Source organism: Cupriavidus pauculus, assembly GCF_022179805.1.
Taxonomy (GTDB): Bacteria; Pseudomonadota; Gammaproteobacteria; order Burkholderiales; family Burkholderiaceae; genus Cupriavidus; species Cupriavidus pauculus_E.
The window spans coordinates 88,062-109,496 of the sequence record NZ_BPUO01000007.1 but is presented as its reverse complement, the minus strand read 5'-3'; the positions used below and the strand labels follow the sequence as shown (position 1 = coordinate 109,496).

Here is a 21,435-nt window from a genome sequence, read left to right as displayed (position 1 = left end):
CGGCGCCCGCCATGAAAGCTCCGGCAAGGGCTGGTCACATCTTTTAACGCTTTCGAGGGGGCTACGGGGAGCCGGCGGACGGCTGGGTCGAGTGGCGCAACCACCTCTCGCAGCTCCGGTTCCGGCGTGCGCCGCCGCAGGGCGGGATAGCTGGCACGGCTGTTGCAGTACCGGTAGCCAGGAGCGTCAAGACCACAAAGCAAAAAGCAGGACCCTCAAAAACCGAGCCCACGAAGATTTCAAGGAAAAGGAGAGAACCAGATGAAGACGTCGAGCCTCGCAGCCAGCGCCGCTGCGGTCCTGTTCAGCCTGGCAGCCCCGGTGGCGTTCGCGCAGACCGCCCCGGACGCCGCCGCGCCTGCAGCCGCACCCGCCGCCGAGCCGGCCTCGCCCCACACGTTCAGTGCCAACGTGTCGCTGGTGTCTGACTACCGCTATCGCGGTATCAGCCAGACCAACCTGCGTCCGGCCATCCAGGGTGGGTTCGACTATTCGCACGAGAGCGGCTTCTACATCGGCAACTGGAACTCGAGCATCAGCTGGCTCGAGGATTCCGACAGCACGGTTTCCGCGCCCGTGGAAATGGACTTCTACGGCGGCTACAAGAACAAGTTCGCGCTAGGCGGCGAAGAATTCAACTACGACGTGGGCGTGCTGGAGTACTACTACCCGGGCGGCTACACGTCCACGCGTCCGTACACGACCGAACTCTACGCCGGCATCGGCTGGGGCCCGGTGTTCCTGAAGTACTCGCACGCGGTGACGAACCTGTTCGGCATCAACGACAGCAAGAACAGCTACTACGTCGACCTGAGCGCCAACGTGCCGCTGAACTTCTGGGACCTGACGCTGAACGCGCACGTGGGCTACCAGGGTGTGTCGCACCACAGCGACGCCTCGTACACGGACTGGAAGATCGGCCTGACCAAGGACCTGGGCAAGGGCTTTGCGGTGTCGGTGGCGTACGTCGACACCAACGCGAAGGAGTCGTTCTACACCAGCGCCAACCGTGGCCGCTACCTGGGCAAGGCCGCAGCCTGGGCATCGATCACCAAGACATTCTGATTCCAAACAGCACACATCCACGCCGGGCGGTCTGAACCCATCGGGCTGCCCCAAGGAGAACCCCAATGAAACTCATCATTGCAGTCATCAAGCCTTTCAAGCTCGACGAGGTGCGCGAAGCGCTCTCGGACGTGGGCGTGTCCGGCATCACCGTGACCGAAGTCAAGGGCTTTGGCCGCCAGAAGGGCCACACGGAGCTGTATCGCGGCGCCGAATACATCGTCGACTTCCTGCCCAAGGTGAAGATCGAGGTGGCGGTGCCGGACGATGTGGTGGAGCGCGCCATCGAAGCCATCGAAAAGTCGGCCCGCACCGGCAAGATCGGCGACGGCAAGATCTTCATCGCGCCGGTTGAGCAGGTCATCCGTATCCGCACCGGCGAGACCGGCGGCGATGCGCTGTGACCCCAGAACTACGAGAGACAGAGGTTAGACAATGAAAACCTGGTTCAAGCGATTCCTGACGGCTGGCGCGATGACGCTGGCGATCGGCACGGCCGGTCTTGGCCTGTCCACCCACGCCGTGGCGCAGGACAAGCCCGCCGCCGAGGCTTCGGCCCCGGCAGCGGCCACGGCTCCCGCGGCTGCTCCGGCCGCAGCTGCTGCGGCACCTGCCGCGGCAGCGCCCGCCGAAGCTGCACCGGCTGCCGCACCGGCACCGGTCCCCAACAAGGGCGATACCGCGTGGCTGCTGGTGGCCACCGCATTCGTGATTCTGATGACGTTGCCGGGGCTGGCGCTGTTCTACGGCGGCCTGGTACGTTCGAAGAACATGTTGTCGGTACTGATGCAGTGCCTGGTGATCTTCTCGCTGGTGGCCATCCTGTGGGCGATCTACGGCTACAGCTTTGCGTTCACTGAGGGCAATGCGTTCTTCGGCGGCACTGACCGGCTGTTCATGAAGGGCTTGAACGCCGATGCGGTGACGGCTACCTTCAGCAAGGGCGTGGTCATTCCGGAACTGGTGTTCTTCGCGTTCCAGTGCGCGTTTGCCTGCATCACCTGCGGCCTGATCATCGGCGCCTTCGCCGAGCGCGCCAAGTTCTCGGCCGTGCTGGTGTTCGTGGTGATCTGGTTCACGTTCGCCTACATCCCGATGGCCCACATGGTCTGGTTCTGGCCGGGTCCGGACGCCTACACCGACGCCGCAGCCGCAACCGCTGCCACGGCCAAGTCGGGCTGGCTGTTCCAGAAGGGCGCGCTTGACTACGCCGGCGGCACCGTCGTGCACATCAACGCCGCCGTGGCTGGCCTGGTTGGCGCGTTCATGTTCGGCAAGCGCATCGGCTTCGGCCGCGAGGCGATCCGCCCGCACAGCCTGACGTTCACGATGGTGGGTGCTTCGCTGCTGTGGTTCGGCTGGTTCGGCTTCAACGCCGGTTCGGGCCTGGAAGCCAACGGTGGTGCCGCGCTGGCCTTCGTCAACACGCTGTTGGCCACCTGCGCCGCCGTGCTGTCGTGGACCTTCGGTGAGTGGATTGGCAAGGGCAAGCCGTCGATGCTGGGCGGTGCCTCGGGTGCAGTGGCCGGTCTGGTGGCCATTACCCCGGCGGCTGGTTTCGTCGGCCCGATGGGCTCGATCGTGATGGGCCTGGTGGCTGGCCTGCTGTGCCTGTGGGGTGTGAGCGGCCTGAAGCGCATGCTGGGTGCGGACGACTCGCTCGACGTGTTCGGCGTGCACGGCGTGGGCGGTATCGTCGGCGCGCTGCTGACGGCCGTGTTCGCGGCTCCGAGCCTGGGCGGCGTGGGCATCTACGACTACGTGGCCAACAAGGTGGCCGACGACTACTCGATCGCCGGTCAACTGTGGATCCAGTTCGAAGGCGTGCTGACCACGGTGGTGTGGTCGGGCGTGGTGGCCCTGGTGGCCTACAAGCTGGTGGACATGCTGATTGGCCTGCGCGTGCCGGAAGAGGAAGAACGCGAAGGTCTGGATATCACGTCGCATGGCGAAACGGCCTATGAAGCCTGATATCCACAACAGTGTTGTGCTGGAGAGCTGATTGGGAATCTTCTCTCAGGAGTTTCGCCCCGGCCTTGTGCCGGGGCTTTTTTATTGGCGCGCGGTTTTTTTGCAGGAAATGCCGCAGCGAGGTGCGTCTCGACGCGTGCCACCACCATGCTGCCGTGGGGCCGATGGCCGGCATCATCAGCCCGTCGATGCCGGTCTGGATCGTCACGAACACGGCCGACGGCAACGTGGCCTATTGCAACATGAACGAGGGCCTGGGCAAGGTGCTGCGATTCGGCGCCAACCATGAAGAGGTGATCGAGCGGCTGCGCTGGATGGCCCGGACGATGGGGCCGACGCTGGCGTCCATCGTCGAGGACCTGGGCGGCGTCGAATTGAAGCCGCTGATGGCCCAGGCGCTGCATATGGGCGACGAGGTACACAACCGCAACGCGGCGGCCAGCGGGCTGCTGCTGTTCCGCAAGCTGACCGTGGCGGGCCTGGCATCCCGGCGGCTCGACGCCGGGGCGGTGGCCGAGACGCTGACGTTCATCGCCGGCAACGATCACTTCTTCCTGAATCTGTCGATGGCGGCCTGCAAGGCCATGCTCGACGCCGCGCATGGCGTGCCCCATTCCAGCCTGATAACGGTGATGGCGCGCGATGGCGTGCCCCATTCCAGCCTGATAACGGTGATGGCGCGCGATGGCGTGGACTTCGGCATCCGGCTGTCGGGGCTCGACCAGTGGTTCACGGCTCCCGCCGCGGTCATTGACGGTCTGTTCTTCCCCGGCTACGGGCCCGAAGACGCAGCGCGCGACCTGGGCGGCAGCGCGATTACCGAAACGGCGGGGCTTGGCGGCTTTGCCATGGCGGCGTCGCCGGCCATCGTGCAGTTCGTCGGCGGCACCCGCGCGATGCCGCAGCCAACACCCGGCGCATGTTGCACATCACGCTGGGGCAGAACAGCGCCTTCACGTTGCCCGCGCTGGACTTCAAGGGCACCCCGGCCGGCATCGACGCCCGGCGCGTGCTCGACACCGGCATCCTGCCGGTCATCAACACCGGCGTTGCACACCGCGACGCAGGCGTGGGACAGATTGGCGCCGGGATTACCCATGCGCCGCTGGCCTGTTTCACCGAAGCCATTCTTGCCCTGGTGGCCAAGCTGCCAGCGCAGCCGTAAAGGATCCCGACATGGCTATCGACGCTCAAACGCAACGGCCGATCGCGGTGGGTGGCAACGCGCTGGCGCCCGAGGGTGCCGGCACCAGCCTGCATGACCAGGCACGGGCGGCGGCCGAGGCGGCTCGCCATATCGTGGATGTGGCCGCGCAGGGCTGGCGCATCGTGCTGACGCACGGCAACGGGCCGCATGTGGGTTACATCCTGCGGCGTTCGGAACTGGCGCTGAAGGAAGTGCCGCCGGTGCCGATGGACTACGCCACGGCGGATACTCAAGGCGCCATCGGCGACATGTTCCAGCGCAGCCTCTATAACGAGTTGCGCCGCCGTGGGCTCGGCGCCAGCGTGGCCACGGTGATCACGCAGGTGGTGGTCGACGAGAAGGACCCGGCCTTCCAGAATCCAAGTAAGCCGATCGGCTCGGTCATGGACGAGGCCACCGCGCGCCAGCTGGCCCAGGCCACAAGGACCTGGCGTCGGCACTGTTGGCCCAGCAGTTGCGCGCTCAACGACTACTGATTGCGACGGCCGTGCCGAAGGTGGCGATTCACTTCGGCAAGCCCGAACAGCGCTAGCTGGACCACCTGACCATGAAGGAGGCCGAGCAGTTCATGCAGGAGGGCCATTTCGGCAAGGGGTCGATGGGAGCCAAGATCGAAGCCATCCTTGAGTATGTTGCTAATAATTCACGCGGTGAAGGTGTGGTTACCGATATCGCCAACATGGGATTGGCCTTGGCGGGCAAGGCCGGCACGTGGGTCAGCGGCTGAAACGGAGCGCTGGCGGTGCTCAGCGGTGCCTGGTGGCACAGGGCGCGCGCGCAGACGAAATCCCCGGTGTCCTATTCGCAGGGTGCTTAAATCGGATCTTAAAAAGTCTCAATTGTCTTTAATGGGGAGCACGCATAGAGTGCCATTGAGGCAGTTTCCTCCACCTGCAGAACGCTCCCCGTATCTGTCAGGCCATTTGAAAGCGCGGCGCCATGCCGCGCTTTTTTTTTTCTTTTTTGGCCCTTTCCGTGTCCCAGAGTGCCAACCTGGCCGCCGGGCTTTGAAAACCGGCGAACGTCCCCATATCCCCATCCCACTGCAGGCTGCGCATATGGTTATGCAAGGCTACCCTGCACGCCGATAGCCGTTCCCTTACAATCGGGGCGGACAATAAAGCTGATTCCTTAGGATGGATATGGTCCCGCATCTCATCACCGCGCTGAACGGTCCGCTGCTCGAACTGGAAAAGAAGATCCTGGACGCCACCCCGTCCATCGAGCGCTGGTTCAGGCTGGAATGGCAGGAACATACCCCGCCGTTCTATTGTTCCGTCGACCTGCGCAATGCCGGCTTCAAGCTGGCCCCGGTGGACACGAATCTGTTTCCGGGCGGCTTCAACAACCTCGCGCCGGAGATGCTGCCGCTGGCCGTGCAGGCCGCCATGGCCGCGATCGAGAAGATCTGCCCGGATGCCAAGAACCTGCTGCTGATTCCCGAGCGGCACACGCGCAACATGTTCTACCTGCAGAACGTGGCGCGCCTGTCGCTGATCATGCGCCAGGCTGGCTTGAACGTGCGGCTGGGGTCCCTGTCCGAGGAAATCACCGAACCTACCCCGATCGAACTGCCCGACGGCCAGACGCTGGTGGTGGAGCCGCTGGCGCGCCTGGGCTCCAAGGGCCGCCGCCTGGGCCTGAAGGACTTCGATCCCTGCTCGATCCTGTTGAACAACGACCTCTCGGCCGGTATTCCGCCGGTGCTGGAGAACATCCACGAGCAGTACCTGCTGCCGCCGCTGCACGCTGGCTGGTCCACGCGCCGAAAGAGCAGCCACTTTGCCGCCTATGACGAGGTGGCCAAGAAGTTTGCCAAGCTGATCGATATCGATCCGTGGATGGTGAATCCGTATTTCGCGAAGCAATCGGGCGTGAACTTCCATGAGCGTATCGGCGAGGAAGAACTGGCCGATTCCGTGGAAGGCGTGCTCAAGAAGATCGCCAAGAAGTACCGCGAGTACGGCATCAAGGAAACGCCTTACGTGGTGGTGAAGGCCGATGCCGGCACCTACGGCATGGGCATCATGACCGTGCGCGATCCGTCCGAGGTCAAGGGGCTGAACCGCAAGGAACGCAATAAGATGAGCGTGGTGAAGGAAGGCCTGGAGGTCTCCGACGTCATCATCCAGGAAGGCGTTCACACGTTCGAGAAGGTCAACGAGGCGGTGGCGGAACCCGTGGTCTACATGATCGATCGCTACGTGGTGGGCGGCTTCTACCGCGTGCACACGGGTCGCGGCAACGACGAGAACCTGAACGCGCCCGGCATGCACTTCGTGCCGCTGGCGTTTGCCCCGAACGGCATTCCGGACAGCCACGCCAAGCCCGGCGCGGCGGTGCCCAACCGCTTCTATATGTATGGCGTGGTGGCCCGCCTGGCGCTGCTGGCGGCGTCCGTGGAACTCGAGAAGACCGACCCGAATCCGATTCTCTGATCCAGCGCGGCGGTAGCCTGCCGTCTACGCCCCAAGTCCGGCCCGGCAGGGTCGGATGTTTTTCCCTTGATGCCAACGCGACGACCCATCATGCGCATTCTCTTCATCACCGACCCGCTGGAAACCTTCAAGACGTACAAGGATTCCACCTACGCCATGATGGCCGAGGCGGCGGCGCGCGGGCACGAGCTGTTCTTCTGCCTGCAATCGCAAGTGTCGCTGTCGGCCGGCGTGGTCGAGGCGGTGGCGCGGTCGCTGGAACTGCGCGATGACGCGCACGACTGGTTCCGCCTAGGCGAGGCGGCGGTGCTGCCGCTGGGCAAGTTCGATGCGGTGCTGATGCGCAAGGATCCGCCGTTCGACATGGAATACGTGACCAGCACGTGGTTGCTGGAGCTGGCCGAAAAGCAGGGCGCCCGCGTGTTCAACAAGCCGCAGGCTATCCGCGACCATTCTGAAAAGTTGGCGATTGCCCAATTTCCGCAGTTCGTCACGCCGACGCTGGTCACGCGCGACGCGGGCCGCATCCGCGCGTTCCACGCCGAGCACAAGGACGTCATCGTCAAGCCGCTCGATGGCATGGGCGGCATGGGCATTTTCCGGGTGGGCCCGGATGCCATGAACCTCGGGGCCATCGTCGAGACACTGGGCGACAACGGCGCCCGCTCGCTGATGGTCCAGCGCTACATCCCGGCGATCAAGGAAGGCGACAAGCGCATCCTGCTGATCGGCGGCAAGCCGGTGCCGTACTCGCTGGCGCGCATTCCGCAAGGCAGCGAGATCCGCGGCAACCTGGCGGCCGGTGGCATTGGCCGGGCGCAGGAACTGAGCGCGCGTGATCGTGAAATCGCCGAGACGCTGGCGCCGGGACTGTGGAAGCAGGGCCTGCTGCTGGTGGGCCTGGATGTGATCGGCGACTACCTGACCGAGGTGAATGTGACGAGCCCGACGTGTTTCCAGGAGATCACGCAGCAAACCGGTTTCAATGTCGGCGCGATGTTCATCGACGCGCTGGAGGAAGCCGTGGCAAGCGACCGGCGCTGAGCAGGGCAGAGGGGCAAAAATCGGGCGCCAGGGTTGATGCGAAGGCACCATAATCTGGCCACCGGGCGGAATCGCAGAAAGAAGCCGTAAGGCTGCCTGCTACAATTCCAGGCAATCCAACGGATTCACCATCATGGCAGGAATTCTGATCATCGCGCACGCACCGCTGGCTTCGGCGCTGCGCGATTGCGCCGCCCACGTCTATTGTGGGCAGCCACCCCGGCTGGAGGCCATCGATGTCGTCGCCGACGCCGATCCCGCCGCCGTGCTGGCCGAGGCGCAGCGCAAGCTGGCAACGGTCTGCGAAGAGAACGGCGCCCTGGTGCTGACCGATATCTTTGGCGCCACGCCTGCCAATATCGCCGCCAAGCTGGCCGAATCGGGCCGGGTCAAGGTGCTTGCCGGCGTGAATTTGCCAATGCTCGTGCGCGCGATCTGCTATCGCGCCGAAAAACTAGACCAACTGGCCACCAAGGCATTGGCCGGTGGCGCCCAGGGCGTGCTGCAGGTGGGCACGACCGCAGTCCAGAACCAAACCGCAAACCATCCCGACAAATATGCTGCAGAGGGACACCACCATAATCAATAAGCTCGGGCTCCATGCCCGCGCATCCGCCAAGCTCACCCAGTTGGCGGGCAGTTTCAACAGCCAGGTCAAGATGTCCCGAAACGGGCGCCAGGTCGATGCCAAAAGCATCATGGGCGTGATGATGCTGGCCGCCGGTATCGGCTCGACGATCACCATCGAGACAGAAGGCCCCGACGAGCAGGAAGCGATGGATGCGCTGCTGGCGCTGATCGCGAACCGGTTCGGCGAGGGCGAGTGAGCCCCGGCGCCACACCCAGAATTCCTTAACGTTCCTGACGGAGCGGGTCATGCCCTTTGCCTTGCACGGCATTCCGGTTTCTCGTGGGGTCGCCATCGGGCGGGCCCATATTCTTGCGCCGGCGGCGCTGGATGTGTCGCACTACCTGGTCGACGAAGACCGGTTGGACGCCGAGGTGGAGCGATTGCGCTCGGCGCGCGCGGCCGTGCGGGCCGAGCTGGTCACCCTGAAGCGCGACCTGCCGCGCGACGCGCCCGAGGAAATGGGCGCGTTTCTCGATGTGCACGCGATGATCCTCGACGACGAGGCGTTGTCGCGCGAGCCCGAGGCACTGATTCTCCAGCGCCGCTATAACGCGGAGTGGGCACTGACCACGCGGCTCGAGGAACTGATGCGCCAGTTCGACGAGATCGAGGACGAGTACCTGCGCGAGCGCAAGGCCGACATCCAGCAGGTGGTGGAGCGCATCCTGAAGGTGCTGGCCGGCGCCCCGGTACTGGCACCGGCACCGGTGCCCCCGCTGGCACCCGATGGCGAGGCGGCGCCTGGCGTGATCGTGGTAGCCCACGACATCGGCCCGGCCGACATGCTGCAGTTCAAGCACACGGTCTTCCACGGTTTCGTGACCGACCTGGGCGGCCGCACGTCGCACACGGCCATCGTGGCGCGCAGTCTGGACATTCCCGCCGCCGTGGGCGTCAAGAGCGCCAGCGAGCTGATTCGCCAGGACGACTGGATCATCATCGACGGCGATGCCGGGCTGGTGATCGTCGACCCGTCGGCCATCATTCTCGAGGAATACCGTCACCGGCAGAGCGAGCGGGCGCTGGAGAAAAAGCGCCTGCAGCGGTTGCGCCACATGCCGGCCGTGACGCTGGACGGGCTAGAGATCGAGTTGCTGGCCAATATCGAGCTGGCCGAGGATGCCGGCGCCGCGTTGTCGGCCGGTGCGGTCGGGGTGGGCCTGTTCCGCTCGGAATTTCTGTTCATGAACCGTCGCGAGGAAATGCCCGACGAGGAGGAACAGTTCCAGGCGTACCGCAATGCCGTGGAGGCGATGCACGGGCTGCCCGTGACGATCCGCACCATTGACGTGGGCGCCGACAAGCCGCTGGACGGCCTGGGCGACGACTTCGAGACCGCGCTGAACCCGGCGCTGGGCCTGCGCGCCATCCGCTGGTCGCTGTCCGAGCCGGCGATGTTCCTGACGCAGTTGCGCGCGCTGCTGCGCGCGTCCGCCTTCGGGCCGGTGCGGCTGCTGATCCCGATGCTGGCGCACGCCAGCGAGATCGACCAGACGCTGGACCTGATCTCACAGGCCAAGCGCCAACTCGACGAACGCGGCCAGCCCTACGACCCGGGCATCAAGATCGGGGCGATGATCGAGATTCCGGCGGCCGTTCTGCTGCTACCGCTGTTCCTCAAGCGCATGGACTTCCTGTCCATCGGCACCAACGACCTGATCCAGTACACGCTGGCAATCGACCGTGCCGACAACGCCGTGGCGCACCTGTACGACCCGCTGCACCCGGCCGTCCTGCAACTGATCGCGCGCACGATCCGCGATGCCAACCATGCCGGCGTGCCGGTTGCGGTCTGTGGCGAAATGGCCGGAGACCCGGCGATGACCCGCCTGCTGCTGGGCATGGGCCTGCGCGAATTCTCGATGCACCCGGCGCAGCTGCTGCGCGTGAAACAGGAAGTCATCCACGCCGATTGCGAGCGGCTCTGCAAGGCGGTGGACCAGATCCTGACCTGCTACGAGCCCGAGGAACAGGCGGCCGCCTTCAAGCTGCTTTCCGCATAGCACAACCCTTAAGTCGCAAGGGTCTTTGTCTGGAATGTTGGCGGTCTATGCGTCACTTTTGCGCAAGCGAAGTGGCGCGTCGGATCCTTTCAGCATGGTATTTCGTCGAGGTGTGTATACGGCTTCCCATAACTATTAATGGGAATTGTTATCATTTTTGATCTCTGTTATTCTGCTTCTCATCGCGTTCGGCATGCCGGTGCCGACGCCGCCCCCAGGAGGACAGTTGTGTACGTGTGCATCTGCAATCAGGTTACCGACCATGAAATTCATGGTGCCGCTCATCTTGGCGTGACCACGATGGACGAGCTAGCCGAAACGCTAGGCGTGGGTACCTGCTGTGGCCGCTGCCGCGATTGCGCAAAGCAGGTGCTGTGCGAAGGCGTTGCCGCCGTGCAGACCATCAAGGCCTCCACCATCTCGACCATCCAGGTCGTCGAAATTTCAGCCTGTTCGTCGGCTGCGTCACATGCCATAATGGACGCTCGTGACCCGGCAGTCGCGAACGACCAGCGTACCGCGCTGGTTGCCTGATACAGAAAAGCGTTTTCACCGAACAACGCGTGGATTGAAAAGCGCGCCCACGGATTTGTCCGCGGCGCGTTTTGTCGTTTTCCACTGACGTCTGTTTTCGTGTCGTCGCCTTTGCGTCGCTGGCCGGGTCCGTTCGTTTTCTCATCGGTAACCGGAGCCCCCCAATGAAAGGTGACAAGAAGGTCATCCAGCATCTGAACGCCCAGCTCAAGAACGAGCTGACCGCGATCAACCAGTATTTCCTCCACGCACGCATGTACCGCCACTGGGGCCTGAAGAAGCTCGGTGATGTCGAGTACAAGGAATCGATCGGCGAAATGAAGCATGCCGATCGCCTGATCGACCGCATCCTGATGCTCGACGGGCTGCCCAACCTGCAGGACCTGCACAAGCTGCTGCTCGGCGAAGACACGCCCGAAATGCTCAAGTGCGACCTGAAGCTGGAGCAAACCGCCCACGCGACGGTCAAGGAAGGCATCACCTACTGCGAATCCGTTGGCGACTACGTCAGCCGCGAGATCCTGGTCGATATCCTCACGGACACCGAGGAGCACATCGAATACCTGGAGACGCAGCTGGACCTGATCGACAAGGTCGGCCTGCAGAACTACCTGCAGTCCCAGATGGAGCCGGGCGAGCAGTAAGCGCGCCGGTCATGGACCCCGCCGCAGCCTGACCCGCATCACGGTGGCAGGCGCGGCAAGGTCCGGTGCGTGGCGCGGGATGGCGCCACGCCGGATGCGAAAGTTGTCGGTAACCTTTCTCATTCGGATTCTTGACTCCATCCAGTCACATCGCCACACGCCACAGCGCGTGGCGCGGCAACAAAAAAGCGACCTTGCGGGGAGGGGGCTCCACCGCAAGGTCGCCTGATACGCCAATACCCCGATACCCGGGGCAAGGCGCCGCGCTTCAGTGATCCTTTCCGCAGACCTCGCAGCCCGGCGTGCGCGCCAGCCGCATCGTGGTCCATTCCATCGTCATCGCATTGACCATCAGTAGCCGGCCGGCCAGGGTTTCGCCCACGCCGGTCAGCAGCTTCAGCGCCTCCGCCGCCTGTACGGTGCCCACCATGCCGACCAGTGGCGCGAACACGCCCATCGTGGCGCAGGCCGCCTCGGGGGCGGGCTCCGACGGCGGGAACAGGCAGCCGTAGCAGGGCGCGTCGGGGTTGCGGAGGTCGAACACGCTCACCTGGCCGTCGAAGCGGAGGGCGGCGCCGGACACCAGCGGCTTGCGATGCGACAGGCAGGCCCGGTTCACGGCCTGACGTGTGGCGAAATTGTCACAGCAGTCGAGCACCACGTCGGCATCGGCCACCAGCGCCTCGAGTTCGGGGACGCCCACGCGCCGAGGCACCAGCCGGATATCGATGTCCGGATTGATGCGCAGCAGGCCCTCTCGGGCCGACTCCACCTTGGGCCGTCCCACGTTGGCCGTGGTGTGCAGGATCTGCCGCTGCAGGTTGGTCAGGTCCACGTCGTCGTCGTCGACGATGGTGATGCGCCCCACGCCGGCCGACGCCAGGTAGGGCAGCGCGGCCGCGCCCAGCCCGCCCGCGCCAATGACCAGCGCGTGGCCGGCAAGCAGCCGTTCCTGGCCCTCTATGCCCAGTTCATCCAGCAGGATATGGCGCGAATAGCGTAAGAGCTGATCGTCGTTCATGGTGCGGCGGCAAATAAAAACGGCCCGTCGGTGGCATTCCGCGGGCCGTGGCATCGGGTGAAAAAGCGCTGCACGCACAGGCGCGCAGCGCTGAGCCGTTACTTCTGGCCGGTCGGCGTACCCAGCGGCTGGCCGATCGGTGCGCTGGCGGGCGGCTGGCTGGCCGGGCCGGACTTGGCCGGTGCCGGCTTGGCGGCAGGCTTGGCCGCCGGCGACTTGCCCGACTTATCGTCCTTCGTGTCGGGCTTACCAGCCGTGCCGGTGGCTTCCAGGCGCGACTTCGAACGCTGTACCGGCTTGCCGTCGAGCTGGGCGATGGCCTGCTGCAGCATGAAGTCCTCGGCCGAACCGAATTCCACCGGCTTCTTCTTGCGGTCCTTCTCGCGTTCTTCCGGCGTCTTCTTGGAGTTTTCTTCCTCCAGTCGGCGCAGTTCGTCCACGCGGCGCTGCTCGCGCTCGTTCATTTCCGGCTCTTCCGACTCCTGCTTGTTATGCAGGTGGCGCTCGGTGTCGATTTCACGCGTGATCAGCGCGTCGTCCGGATCGCCTTCCGGGTTCTGGTCGACCGGGATGTCCGGGCGGATGCCCTTGGCCTGGATCGACTTGCCCGACGGCGTGTAGTAGTAAGCGATGGTCAGCTTGATGCCGGTGTCGTTGGTCAGCGGACGCACGGTCTGCACCGAGCCCTTGCCGAACGTGGTCTTGCCCATGATCAGCGCGCGCTTGTGGTCCTGCAGCGCGCCAGCCACGATTTCCGACGCCGATGCCGAGTAGGCGTTGGTCAGCACGATCATCGGCAGCTTCTTGAACTGCGGCGGCAGGTCCTTGAGCGGATCGTCCTCGAGCGACGACAGGCGGTAGTTGTTAAACGTGGCCTTGTAGACGCGCTTGGCATCGGGCACCTGGCCATTGGTCGACACCACGGCCACATCGTCCGGCAGGAAGGCCGCTGCCACGCCCACGGCGCCTTGCAGCACGCCGCCGCCGTTGTTGCGCAGGTCGAGGATGATGCCCTTCAGGTTCGGATTCTTCTCAGCCATCTCCTTGAGACGGCGGCCCAGGTCGGCAACGGTGCGTTCCTGGAAGCTGGTCAGGCGCACCCAGCCGATGGTGTTGTTGTCCAGCATCTTGGTCTTGACCGACTGCACGCGGATCTCGGCGCGCGTGATCGAGACCGGGAACGTGCGTTCCTCGCTCTTGCGGTAGATGGTCAGCGTGACCTTGGTGCCCGGTTCGCCGCGCATGCGCTTGACCGCCTGCTCCAGCGGCAGTCCGCGCACGGGCTTGTCGTCGATACGGGTGATCAGGTCGCCCGGCTGGATGCCGGCGCGGAAGGCGGGCGTGTCCTCGATCGGGTTAATGACCTTGACCAGGCCTTCTTCCTGCGAGATTTCGATACCCAGGCCCGCAAAGCGGCCGCGGGTGCCTTCCTGCAGTTCCTTGAAGTCCTTCTCGTCCAGGTAGGCCGAGTGGGGGTCCAGGCTGGCGACCATGCCCTTGATGGCTTCGGTCAGCAGCTTCTTGTCGTCCACGGGCTCCACATACTCGCGTTTGATTTGCCCGAAGATGTCGGACATCAGCCGCAGCTGGTCGAGCGGGAGCGGTCCCGAGCTGTTCTGTGCGGTGGCCGAGATTTGCAGCGTGGCCAACACGCCGGCAACGACGCCGACTGAGACGAGGCTAATGTTCTTGAGCGTCTTACGCATGAGGGCAGCCTGAACTTTTGTGGATGATGCGAAAGGAAAATTCCGGGCCGGGATAAGCCGTCTCCGGCCCGGATTGACCGACAGTATAAGAGGGTGCGCAGAAAAAGACCTGCGGGCCGCCGCGCCAGGGTGGGGGCGGCCACACAAGGCGGGCCGCGCCTACCCGGATGCCGGGCCGGCCGGCACGCCGGCGCACCGGCTGTCAGCGGGCCTTGCCCTGGTTGGCCACGGCGGCCAGCGATGCGGCGATGGCCGCCTGGTCGCCCAGGTAGTAGTGGCGCAGGGGGCGCAGGTCGGCGTCCAGCTCGTAGACGAGCGGGGTGCCGTTGGGAATGTTGAGGCCGACGATGTCGTCATCCGAGATCTGGTCCAGATACTTCACGAGCGCGCGGATGCTGTTGCCATGGGCGGCGATCACCACACGCTTGCCGGATTTGATGTCGGGAGCAATGGATTCGTTCCACAGCGGCATCACGCGGGCCACCGTGTCCTTCAGGCATTCGGTCAGCGGCACCTGCTCGCGCGGCACATTGACGTAGCGCGGGTCGTCGAACGAGGCACGCTCGTCGGTCGGCTCCAGCGCCGGCGGCGGGGTGTCGTAGCTGCGGCGCCACACCAGCACCTGGTCGTCGCCGTACTTCTTGGCCGTTTCCGCCTTGTTCAGGCCCGACAGCGCGCCGTAGTGGCGCTCGTTGAGGCGCCACTCGTTGCGGACGGGAATCCACATCAGGTCCATTTCGTCCTGCACGTGCCACAGGGTACGGATGGCGCGCTTGAGTACCGACGTGTACGCCACATCGAACGTGAATCCGGCCTCTTTCAGCAACTGGCCGCCCTGGCGGGCCTGCTTGACGCCCGTGTCGGTCAGGTCGACGTCGACCCAGCCGGTGAAGCGGTTTTCGAGATTCCACGTGGATTCGCCGTGGCGGATGAGAACGAGCTTGTACATGCTGCTTCCAGGGTAGTAGGTAACCTGCGGCGCGCGGCGCCCGCGTCACGCCCGGGCGTGGCGGGCCCCGCCCGAAATAAACGGCGGTGGCGCGAAACCGCGTATTTTATAATGCCGCCGACCCAACCCAACGGAAATGCCAACGTGAATTTCTTCGCCGATTACAACAACCTGGCCCTGATCGCGATCGCCGTGGTCTCGGGCGGCCTGCTGGCCTGGCCGCAAATCAAGGCCGGTACGGGCGGCAAGCGCGTCAATACGGCTGCCGCCACGCAGCTCATCAACAAGCGCAACGCCGTGGTGGTGGATATCCGCGACGCCACCGAATTTGCCAAGGGCCACCTGCCCCAGGCCAAGAGCGCGCCACTTGCCGACATCGGCACCCGCGCGGCCGGCCTTGCAAAGGACAAGGCGATCCCCATCATCGTGGTGTGCCAGAACGGCCAGCGCTCGGGCAAGGCTCAAGCAGCGCTGAAGGAAGCCGGTTACAGTGAGGTCTACGCGCTGGAAGGCGGCATGACCGCCTGGCAGCAGGCCGGCCTGCCGGTCATCAAGTAAATAGCCCCATTCATTACGCAGCACGCGGCGCGGTACTGCCCTGGGCGGTCCGCGCCGTTGTTATTTCAGACAAGGAGAATTCGCATCATGGCCCGCGTCGTCATGTACAGCACGGTTGTGTGCCCCTATTGCCAGATGGCCGAGCGCCTGCTCAAGCAGCGTGGCGTGGAGTCGATCGAGAAGATCCTGATCGACCGCGAGCCCGGAAGGCGTGAGGAAATGATGACCCGCACGGGTCGTCGCACCGTGCCGCAGATCTATATCGACGAGACGCATGTGGGCGGATTCGACGACCTGTCGGCGCTGGACCGCCAGGGTGGCCTGGTGCCGCTGCTGGCCGCCTGAGTCGCCCGCGCGGCGCCACGCTGCGCCGCAGCAGATCAAGCGACGATTCTGATAATGCCGCCGCACGGTGAATTCGCCATCGGCGTCATGTACCATATGCGCTTTCTAAACAGCCGCCGGGGCCTCGGCACCCGGCAGCGCATGGCGCAGCGCGCCCAAACCGATACATCCGGAAGCCTTTCATGAGCGACCAGCAACAAGCCACCCAGCAGGACGACCAGCCCTTCTTCAACATCCAGCGCGTGTACCTGAAGGACATGTCGCTCGAGCAGCCCAATTCGCCGGGCATTTTCCTCGAGTCGGAAGCCCCGTCGGTGGAAGTGCAGGTCAATGTTGGCGCCGCACAGCTTCAGGAAGGCATTTTCGAAGTCGTGGTGACCGGCACCGTGACGACCAAGGTGCAAGACAAGGTGGCGTTCCTGGTGGAAGCGCACCAGGCCGGTATCTTCGATATCCGCAACGTGCCGGCCGAGCAGCTCGACCCGCTGCTGGGCATTGCCTGCCCGACCATCCTGTACCCGTACCTGCGCGGCAACATCGCCGACGTGATCACGCGTGCGGGCTTCCAGGCCATCCACCTGTCGGAAATCAACTTCCAGGCCCTGTACGAACAACGCCTGCAGGCCGCCATGGAAGAAGCTGGCGCCCAGGGCAGCGATTCGGGCATCGTGCTGCCGGACGGCAGCCAGGCTCGCCACTGATTCGCGCTTCGGCCGGATCAGACCAGAAAAACGGGGCTTCGGCCCCGTTTGCATTTTCCGATGCGCCGTCTGCCTGGCGTCCATACTGTCCGCATGACCGCGCATCCGCCCGGCCCGATTCTCGAACTGCCATGAAACTGACCATCCTTGGCGCTGGCGCGTGGGGTACCGCGCTGGCCAGCCACGCCGCTTCCGACACCCGCCACGATGTGGTGCTCTGGGGCCGCGACGCGGGCCAGCTTGCGACCATCGCGGCGACGGGCATCAATGCCACCTATCTGCCGGGCGTGCCGCTGTCGCCCCGGTTGGTGTGCGAGCCCGACTTCGACCGTGCCGTCGACCATGTCGTGGCCGATGCGGATGGCCTGCTGATCGTCGCCACGCCGGTGGCGGGGCTGCGCGAGATGACGCGCCGCCTGGCCGCACGGCGCCGTGGGCCGTTGTCGATGCTGTGGCTGTGCAAGGGGTTTGAAGCCGATACGCACGCGCTGCCGCACCAGATGGTGCGCGACGAACTCGACGCGCTGGGCGTGGCGCCCGGCGAGATCGAGTACGGCGTGCTGACCGGCCCGAGCTTTGCCAAGGAGGTGGCGCAGGGGCTGCCCTGTGCGCTGACGGTGGCCGGCACCACGCACGCGCTGGCCGACCGCGCGCAGGCGGCGTTCCACCACCATGGGGTGCGCATCTACGGCAGCGATGACCTGATCGGTGTCGAGGTGGGTGGGGCGGTCAAGAACGTGCTGGCGATTGCCACCGGTGCCAGCGACAGCCTGGGCCTGGGCCTAAACGCCCGCGCCGCGCTGGTGACGCGCGGGCTGGCCGAAATGACGCGCCTGGGTCTGGCGCTGGGTGGCCGCGCGGAAACGTTCATGGGCCTGGCCGGCATGGGCGATTTGATCCTGACCGCCACGGGCGACCTGTCGCGCAATCGCAAGGTGGGCCAGCAACTGGCCAGCGGCAAGACGCTCGACCAGATCCTGCACGACCTGGGCCACGTGGCCGAAGGCGTGCGCTGCGCGCAGGCGGTGGCGGCGCTGGCCGCACGCCACGGCGTGGAAATGCCGATCACGCGCGCCGTATGCGCGGTGCTGTTTGAGGGGCTGCCGGTGGCTGATGCTGTCGCGCGGCTTCTGCAGCGTGATGCGCGCGACGAGTAGTCGCTCTAGATAGCTTTTCAGTGCTTTAGGCGCTGGCCCTCACCCCCAGCCCCTCTCCCGCCATGCGGGAGAGGGGAGACAACCACGAGCCTTTGACGCAATCACACCGATGCCCACCCGCCGCCAGGCCCTGCACGCCCTGATCGCCTCCACTGGTGCCGTCGCCTTGCCCGCGCTCGGTGACAACTGGCCGTCGAAGCCGATCCGCATGATCGTGCCGTTTCCGCCGGGATCGTCGCCGGACCTGATCGCGCGCATCGTCACGGAAAAACTGGCTGCGGTGCTGGGCCAGCCGATCGTGATCGAGAACCGGCCCGGTGCGGGCGGCAATATCGGCACCGGCCAGGTGGCCAAGGCCGCGCCCGATGGCTACACGTTGCTGTTCACGATCAATGGCCCGCTGGTGACGGCACCGTCGCTATACCGGCACTTGAGCTACGACCCGCAAAAGCAGTTGGCACCGGTGACACTGGTGGCCACTTCGCCGAACGTGCTGGTCATCGACGCGCGGTTGCCCGCGCACAACCTGCGCGAGTTCGTGGCGCTGGCCAAGGCCAAGCCGGGCGTGCTGAATTACGGCTCGGTGGGCAACGGCAGTGCCGCGCATCTGGCGATGGAGCAGCTCAAGGCCATGGCCGGTATCGATCTGCAGCACGTGCCGTATGCCGGCTTTCCGCAGATCACCACCGCGATGGTCGGCGGCCAGGTGCAGGCGGGGTTCATGGTGCCCGCCATCGCCATGCCGATGGTCACGGCCGGCAAGCTGCGCCTGCTGGCCGTGACGTCGTCGGGTCGCACCGGGCTGCTGCCTTCGGTGCCGACCGTGGCGGAATCGGGCTATCCGGGATTCGAGGCGATTTCGTGGCAGGCCATCCTGGCGCCGGCTGGCACGCCCGCGCCAATCGTGGACCGGCTTTACCGCGAACTGGTGAAGATCATTGGCAGCGATGACGTGCGCGACAAGATGCGCGCGCAGTATTTCGTGCCGGCCGGCACGGCGCCGGCATCGCTGAAGCAGACGATGGCCACCGAGAAGGTGCGCTGGGACAAGGTGATCCGCGCGGCCAACGTGCAGCCTGAAGACTGAAACTTCAGGCGCCGCCCACGAAACCGTTCTGGCGCCAGGCTTCGAAGACCACCACGGCCACCGTGTTCGACAGGTTCAGGCTGCGGTTGTTGGGCCGCATCGGCAGCCGGATGCGTTGCGCTGCCGGAAACCACTCGCGCCGCTCGGGCGCCAGGCCACGGGTTTCCGATCCGAACACGAACCAGTCCCCGGGCTGGAAGGTCACCTGGCCGAACGGCGTGGACCCATGGGTGGTCAGCGCGAACATGCGGGTCGGATCGGGCTGTTCGGCGGCCATCAGCGCGTCCCAGCTTTCGTGGACACGCATCGTCGCGTATTCGTGATAGTCCAGCCCCGCGCGCCGCATGCGCGCGTCTTCCAGCGGAAATCCCAGCGGTTTGACCAGATGCAGCTGCGCGCCTGTATTGGCGCACAGGCGGATCACATTGCCGGTATTCGGCGGGATTTCGGGTTCGACAAGGACGACGTTGAACATGGGACTGGGCAGCAAAAAACCGGAGCGCAGCTTACCGCGACCGGTCTCCGGTGTCACGGTGTACGCAACGCGGCCAGCGCCGTGACGCGCGCCGCGCCGTGCGCCTTCAGCACCCGGGCCGCTTCGCGCAGCGTGGCGCCGGTGGTCATCACATCATCCACCAGGCCAATATGAAGGCCGTCTAGCACCGTGCCCGGGGCCACCGCGAACGCCTGCCGCAGGTTGGCCAGGCGCGCGGCCAAGTCCAGCGTGCGCTGGCTGGCGGTGTCGCGAAGGCGCGCCAGCAACGTGGCCGACGCCGGTATGCCCAGGTGCCGGGCAAGCGGGCGGGCAATCTCCCACGCCTGGTTGAAGCCGCGTTCTGCCAGGCGCGACGGCGAGAGCGGAACCGGCACCAGCAGGTCGGGCAGATCGTGCTGGCTGGCGCGTACCGTGGCGGCCAGGCGTGCGGCAATCCACGCGGCGGCGGGTAGCTGGCCGCCGAACTTGAGCCGCAGGACCAGCGTGTCGAAAGGGGTGGCGTAGTCGCCGAGGGTAAGCGCGGCGTCGAGCGGATCGTCATCGGCACATGTGCCGCAGTGCCCGTGTGCACCCGGAATGGCGCACCGAGGGCAGCGCGGCACCGGCCGCGCGAGCTGGCTGGCGCAGGTGTCGCAGACCACATCGCGCTGGACCGTGGCGCAGATCAGACAGGCGGACGGCAGCAAAGTACGCCAGAGATTGCCTGCATGGCCGGCAAAGGCCCTTCGGGCACGTAGTGGCCCCCACGCGTATACTTCGGGCGGCCCGCCCAGTGCGGCCCGATTTTTCAAGGGTGCGACTTTTTGCCGCACCAACCGATCCGATTCCTCTTGCCTCGCCCGTCCGTGTCCCTGCATGCCACCGATTCCCCCGATGCCTGGTTGCCGCCCTCGCGGTTGACCCGGCTTGCGTTCGACCGCCGTAGCCCGCGCTTCGGCCAGCTCGACTTCCTGCTTGGCGAAATTGGCCAGCGCATGCAGGAGCGGATGGAGGTGGTCAAGCTGTCGCCGCGCCGCGCGCTCGACATCGGCTGCGGCCATGGCCAGGGCCTGGCGGGTTTGCGCGCGCGGTTTCCCGACGCGCAGATTGCCGGCCTGGATATCTCCGGCGCGATGCTGCAGCAGGCCGGCCAGCGCGACCCGCAGCGCCGCCCCGGCTGGGTCGGGCGCTTGCTGGGCAAGCGGCCGGTGTTCGACCTGGTGCAGGGCGATCTTGCCACACTGCCGTTTGCCGCCGCCAGCTTCGACCTGCTGTGGTCCAACCTGGCGCTGCACTGGCATCCGGAGCCGCACCACGTGTTTCCGGAATGGCACCGCGTGGCGGCCGACGACGGGCTGGCCATGTTCTCGCTGTTCGGCCCCGATACGCTCAAGGAACTGCGCGCCGCCTTTGGCGAGGTCGATCTGGACGCGCATACGTTGCGCTTTGTCGACATGCACGACATCGGCGACATGCTCGTGCACAGCGGCTGGTCCACGCCGGTCATGGACATGGAAACGCTGACCATCACCTACGAATCGCCCGAAACGCTGTTGCGCGAGGTGCAAACTTTCGGCGGCATGCGCCGTCCCGGCGCCCCTGGGTTGCGCGGCCGCTCATGGCACCGCGCGGTGCTGGCGGCGCTCGATCGTCTGCGCAATGCCGATGGTGTTATCCCGCTGACGTTTGAAATTGTCTACGGTCACGCCTGGAAAATTCCGGCCCGTGGCAAGCAGGCCACCGACGATCAGGGCCGCGCGATCATCCCCATCGACAAGATCGGCCGCGCGCAAAACCGGCGCTGAGCCGCGCCAGCATTACGGTTGGCCAACAATCGGGGCTTGTCGTTTGTGTTGCCTATCGGGGTTTAAATCCCCATGCACAAATATTTGGAGATGG

Annotated in this window: 25 protein-coding genes; 19 read left to right on the top strand and 6 right to left on the bottom strand. The window is 65.3% G+C overall.

The annotated features are described in order from the left end of the window. Nucleotides 1-261 precede the first annotated feature (261 nt). The 6 genes from MFF62_RS15830 (at nucleotide 262) to MFF62_RS15805 (ending at nucleotide 4,970) form a co-directional block, all read left to right on the top strand. Nucleotides 262-1,065, top strand: a complete 804-nt coding sequence (locus tag MFF62_RS15830) for a TorF family putative porin (protein WP_238264076.1) — start codon at nucleotides 262-264, stop codon at nucleotides 1,063-1,065. Nucleotides 1,066-1,130: 65 nt separating this feature from the next. Next, entirely contained in the window at nucleotides 1,131-1,469 is a 339-nt protein-coding gene (locus MFF62_RS15825) for a P-II family nitrogen regulator (protein ID WP_124682595.1), read from the top strand. Nucleotides 1,470-1,500: 31 nt separating this feature from the next. Continuing rightward, the gene (locus MFF62_RS15820; RefSeq protein WP_238264075.1) at nucleotides 1,501-3,036 is read left to right on the top strand and encodes an ammonium transporter; all 1,536 of its coding nucleotides are present in this window, start codon (nucleotides 1,501-1,503) and stop codon (nucleotides 3,034-3,036) included. Nucleotides 3,037-3,158: 122 nt separating this feature from the next. Further along, entirely contained in the window at nucleotides 3,159-4,298 is a 1,140-nt protein-coding gene (locus MFF62_RS15815) for a YlbE family protein (protein ID WP_238264074.1), read from the top strand. After that, complete coding sequence (locus MFF62_RS15810; protein WP_238264073.1) at nucleotides 4,213-4,719, top strand: amino acid kinase family protein; 507 nt, start codon at nucleotides 4,213-4,215, stop codon at nucleotides 4,717-4,719. Before MFF62_RS15815 ends, MFF62_RS15810 begins: the two co-directional genes overlap by 86 nt. 71 nt (nucleotides 4,720-4,790) lie before the next feature. Further along, a complete protein-coding gene (locus MFF62_RS15805; RefSeq protein ID WP_238264072.1) occupies nucleotides 4,791-4,970 on the top strand; it encodes a hypothetical protein in 180 nt (59 codons plus the stop codon). 187 nt (nucleotides 4,971-5,157) lie between these two features. Here MFF62_RS15805 and MFF62_RS15800 read toward each other — a convergent pair whose 3' ends face one another. Beyond that, the gene (locus tag MFF62_RS15800; protein ID WP_238264071.1) at nucleotides 5,158-5,301 is read right to left on the bottom strand and encodes a hypothetical protein; all 144 of its coding nucleotides are present in this window, start codon (nucleotides 5,299-5,301) and stop codon (nucleotides 5,158-5,160) included. Nucleotides 5,302-5,385: 84 nt separating this feature from the next. Here MFF62_RS15800 and gshA point away from each other — a divergent pair, with 84 nt between their 5' ends. From gshA to bfr, 7 genes are all read left to right on the top strand, one after another. Then, nucleotides 5,386-6,681, top strand: coding sequence for a glutamate--cysteine ligase (gene gshA / locus MFF62_RS15795; RefSeq protein ID WP_238264070.1), 1,296 nt, complete (start codon nucleotides 5,386-5,388; stop codon nucleotides 6,679-6,681). A gap of 90 nt (nucleotides 6,682-6,771) precedes the next feature. Next, the gene (gene gshB, locus MFF62_RS15790) at nucleotides 6,772-7,725 is read left to right on the top strand and encodes a glutathione synthase (RefSeq protein WP_238264069.1); all 954 of its coding nucleotides are present in this window, start codon (nucleotides 6,772-6,774) and stop codon (nucleotides 7,723-7,725) included. Nucleotides 7,726-7,858: 133 nt separating this feature from the next. Continuing rightward, the gene (locus MFF62_RS15785) at nucleotides 7,859-8,314 is read left to right on the top strand and encodes a PTS sugar transporter subunit IIA (protein WP_238264068.1); all 456 of its coding nucleotides are present in this window, start codon (nucleotides 7,859-7,861) and stop codon (nucleotides 8,312-8,314) included. After that, entirely contained in the window at nucleotides 8,283-8,552 is a 270-nt protein-coding gene (locus MFF62_RS15780) for an HPr family phosphocarrier protein (RefSeq protein ID WP_238264067.1), read from the top strand. The genes MFF62_RS15785 and MFF62_RS15780 overlap by 32 nt, the downstream gene beginning before the upstream one ends. Before the next feature lie 49 nt (nucleotides 8,553-8,601). Next, the gene (gene ptsP / locus MFF62_RS15775; protein ID WP_238264066.1) at nucleotides 8,602-10,359 is read left to right on the top strand and encodes a phosphoenolpyruvate--protein phosphotransferase; all 1,758 of its coding nucleotides are present in this window, start codon (nucleotides 8,602-8,604) and stop codon (nucleotides 10,357-10,359) included. A 138-nt stretch (nucleotides 10,360-10,497) separates the two neighbouring features. After that, nucleotides 10,498-10,893 (top strand): (2Fe-2S)-binding protein, encoded by a 396-nt coding sequence (locus MFF62_RS15770; RefSeq protein ID WP_238264065.1) that lies wholly within the window; start codon nucleotides 10,498-10,500, stop codon nucleotides 10,891-10,893. Nucleotides 10,894-11,057: 164 nt separating this feature from the next. Further along, a complete protein-coding gene (gene bfr / locus MFF62_RS15765) occupies nucleotides 11,058-11,537 on the top strand; it encodes a bacterioferritin (protein WP_238264064.1) in 480 nt (159 codons plus the stop codon). 268 nt (nucleotides 11,538-11,805) lie between these two features. Here the strand turns inward: bfr and MFF62_RS15760 are convergent, their stop codons facing one another. From MFF62_RS15760 to gpmA, 3 genes are all read right to left on the bottom strand, one after another. Beyond that, the gene (locus tag MFF62_RS15760; RefSeq protein WP_238264063.1) at nucleotides 11,806-12,558 is read right to left on the bottom strand and encodes a HesA/MoeB/ThiF family protein; all 753 of its coding nucleotides are present in this window, start codon (nucleotides 12,556-12,558) and stop codon (nucleotides 11,806-11,808) included. Between the two features lie 98 nt (nucleotides 12,559-12,656). After that, a complete protein-coding gene (locus tag MFF62_RS15755) occupies nucleotides 12,657-14,264 on the bottom strand; it encodes a S41 family peptidase (protein WP_238264062.1) in 1,608 nt (535 codons plus the stop codon). 202 nt (nucleotides 14,265-14,466) lie between these two features. Next, nucleotides 14,467-15,213 carry a 2,3-diphosphoglycerate-dependent phosphoglycerate mutase gene (gpmA, locus tag MFF62_RS15750; protein WP_238264061.1) on the bottom strand — a complete coding sequence of 249 codons (747 nt, stop codon included), beginning with the start codon at nucleotides 15,211-15,213 and terminating at the stop codon, nucleotides 14,467-14,469. Between the two features lie 144 nt (nucleotides 15,214-15,357). Between gpmA and MFF62_RS15745 the strand changes: the two genes are divergently transcribed. The 5 genes from MFF62_RS15745 to MFF62_RS15725 all read left to right on the top strand — a co-directional run bounded on the left by MFF62_RS15745 (nucleotide 15,358) and on the right by MFF62_RS15725 (nucleotide 19,061). After that, nucleotides 15,358-15,771, top strand: a complete 414-nt coding sequence (locus MFF62_RS15745; protein WP_238264060.1) for a rhodanese-like domain-containing protein — start codon at nucleotides 15,358-15,360, stop codon at nucleotides 15,769-15,771. An 87-nt stretch (nucleotides 15,772-15,858) separates the two neighbouring features. Then, nucleotides 15,859-16,116 carry a glutaredoxin 3 gene (gene grxC / locus MFF62_RS15740; RefSeq protein ID WP_238264059.1) on the top strand — a complete coding sequence of 86 codons (258 nt, stop codon included), beginning with the start codon at nucleotides 15,859-15,861 and terminating at the stop codon, nucleotides 16,114-16,116. Nucleotides 16,117-16,298: 182 nt separating this feature from the next. Beyond that, a complete protein-coding gene (gene secB, locus MFF62_RS15735) occupies nucleotides 16,299-16,817 on the top strand; it encodes a protein-export chaperone SecB (protein ID WP_238264058.1) in 519 nt (172 codons plus the stop codon). Between the two features lie 131 nt (nucleotides 16,818-16,948). Further along, the gene (locus MFF62_RS15730) at nucleotides 16,949-17,974 is read left to right on the top strand and encodes an NAD(P)H-dependent glycerol-3-phosphate dehydrogenase (protein WP_238264057.1); all 1,026 of its coding nucleotides are present in this window, start codon (nucleotides 16,949-16,951) and stop codon (nucleotides 17,972-17,974) included. Between the two features lie 109 nt (nucleotides 17,975-18,083). Then, nucleotides 18,084-19,061 carry a Bug family tripartite tricarboxylate transporter substrate binding protein gene (locus MFF62_RS15725; RefSeq protein WP_238264056.1) on the top strand — a complete coding sequence of 326 codons (978 nt, stop codon included), beginning with the start codon at nucleotides 18,084-18,086 and terminating at the stop codon, nucleotides 19,059-19,061. A 4-nt stretch (nucleotides 19,062-19,065) separates the two neighbouring features. On the opposite strand, the gene trmL is transcribed toward MFF62_RS15725, so the two are convergent. Both trmL and MFF62_RS15715 read right to left on the bottom strand, forming a co-directional pair. Next, on the bottom strand, nucleotides 19,066-19,536 hold the full coding sequence (gene trmL / locus MFF62_RS15720; RefSeq protein WP_238264055.1) for a tRNA (uridine(34)/cytosine(34)/5-carboxymethylaminomethyluridine(34)-2'-O)-methyltransferase TrmL: 471 nt from the start codon (nucleotides 19,534-19,536) through the stop codon (nucleotides 19,066-19,068). 53 nt (nucleotides 19,537-19,589) lie between these two features. Continuing rightward, complete coding sequence (locus MFF62_RS15715) at nucleotides 19,590-20,414, bottom strand: ComF family protein (RefSeq protein WP_238264054.1); 825 nt, start codon at nucleotides 20,412-20,414, stop codon at nucleotides 19,590-19,592. On the opposite strand from MFF62_RS15715, the gene MFF62_RS15710 reads away from it, so the two are divergent. Next, a complete protein-coding gene (locus tag MFF62_RS15710; RefSeq protein ID WP_238264053.1) occupies nucleotides 20,403-21,341 on the top strand; it encodes a methyltransferase domain-containing protein in 939 nt (312 codons plus the stop codon). The genes MFF62_RS15715 and MFF62_RS15710 overlap by 12 nt on opposite strands. Nucleotides 21,342-21,435: the final 94 nt, after the last annotated feature.

Excerpts from the sequence above, each read along its gene's own strand:
- MFF62_RS15830 (WP_238264076.1), top strand. The coding sequence starts at position 262 with ATGAAGACGTCGAGCCTCGCAGCCAGCGCCGCTGCGGTCCTGTTCAGC.
- MFF62_RS15825 (WP_124682595.1), top strand. The coding sequence starts at position 1,131 with ATGAAACTCATCATTGCAGTCATCAAGCCTTTCAAGCTCGACGAGGTG.
- MFF62_RS15820 (WP_238264075.1), top strand. The coding sequence starts at position 1,501 with ATGAAAACCTGGTTCAAGCGATTCCTGACGGCTGGCGCGATGACGCTG.
- MFF62_RS15810 (WP_238264073.1), top strand. The coding sequence starts at position 4,213 with ATGGCTATCGACGCTCAAACGCAACGGCCGATCGCGGTGGGTGGCAAC.
- MFF62_RS15805 (WP_238264072.1), top strand. The coding sequence starts at position 4,791 with ATGAAGGAGGCCGAGCAGTTCATGCAGGAGGGCCATTTCGGCAAGGGG.
- MFF62_RS15800 (WP_238264071.1), bottom strand. The coding sequence starts at position 5,301 with ATGCGCAGCCTGCAGTGGGATGGGGATATGGGGACGTTCGCCGGTTTT.
- gshA (WP_238264070.1), top strand. The coding sequence starts at position 5,386 with ATGGTCCCGCATCTCATCACCGCGCTGAACGGTCCGCTGCTCGAACTG.
- gshB (WP_238264069.1), top strand. The coding sequence starts at position 6,772 with ATGCGCATTCTCTTCATCACCGACCCGCTGGAAACCTTCAAGACGTAC.
- MFF62_RS15785 (WP_238264068.1), top strand. The coding sequence starts at position 7,859 with ATGGCAGGAATTCTGATCATCGCGCACGCACCGCTGGCTTCGGCGCTG.
- MFF62_RS15780 (WP_238264067.1), top strand. The coding sequence starts at position 8,283 with ATGCTGCAGAGGGACACCACCATAATCAATAAGCTCGGGCTCCATGCC.
- ptsP (WP_238264066.1), top strand. The coding sequence starts at position 8,602 with ATGCCCTTTGCCTTGCACGGCATTCCGGTTTCTCGTGGGGTCGCCATC.
- MFF62_RS15770 (WP_238264065.1), top strand. The coding sequence starts at position 10,498 with ATGGGAATTGTTATCATTTTTGATCTCTGTTATTCTGCTTCTCATCGC.
- bfr (WP_238264064.1), top strand. The coding sequence starts at position 11,058 with ATGAAAGGTGACAAGAAGGTCATCCAGCATCTGAACGCCCAGCTCAAG.
- MFF62_RS15760 (WP_238264063.1), bottom strand. The coding sequence starts at position 12,558 with ATGAACGACGATCAGCTCTTACGCTATTCGCGCCATATCCTGCTGGAT.
- MFF62_RS15755 (WP_238264062.1), bottom strand. The coding sequence starts at position 14,264 with ATGCGTAAGACGCTCAAGAACATTAGCCTCGTCTCAGTCGGCGTCGTT.
- gpmA (WP_238264061.1), bottom strand. The coding sequence starts at position 15,213 with ATGTACAAGCTCGTTCTCATCCGCCACGGCGAATCCACGTGGAATCTC.
- grxC (WP_238264059.1), top strand. The coding sequence starts at position 15,859 with ATGGCCCGCGTCGTCATGTACAGCACGGTTGTGTGCCCCTATTGCCAG.
- secB (WP_238264058.1), top strand. The coding sequence starts at position 16,299 with ATGAGCGACCAGCAACAAGCCACCCAGCAGGACGACCAGCCCTTCTTC.
- MFF62_RS15730 (WP_238264057.1), top strand. The coding sequence starts at position 16,949 with ATGAAACTGACCATCCTTGGCGCTGGCGCGTGGGGTACCGCGCTGGCC.
- MFF62_RS15725 (WP_238264056.1), top strand. The coding sequence starts at position 18,084 with ATGCCCACCCGCCGCCAGGCCCTGCACGCCCTGATCGCCTCCACTGGT.
- trmL (WP_238264055.1), bottom strand. The coding sequence starts at position 19,536 with ATGTTCAACGTCGTCCTTGTCGAACCCGAAATCCCGCCGAATACCGGC.
- MFF62_RS15715 (WP_238264054.1), bottom strand. The coding sequence starts at position 20,414 with ATGCAGGGACACGGACGGGCGAGGCAAGAGGAATCGGATCGGTTGGTG.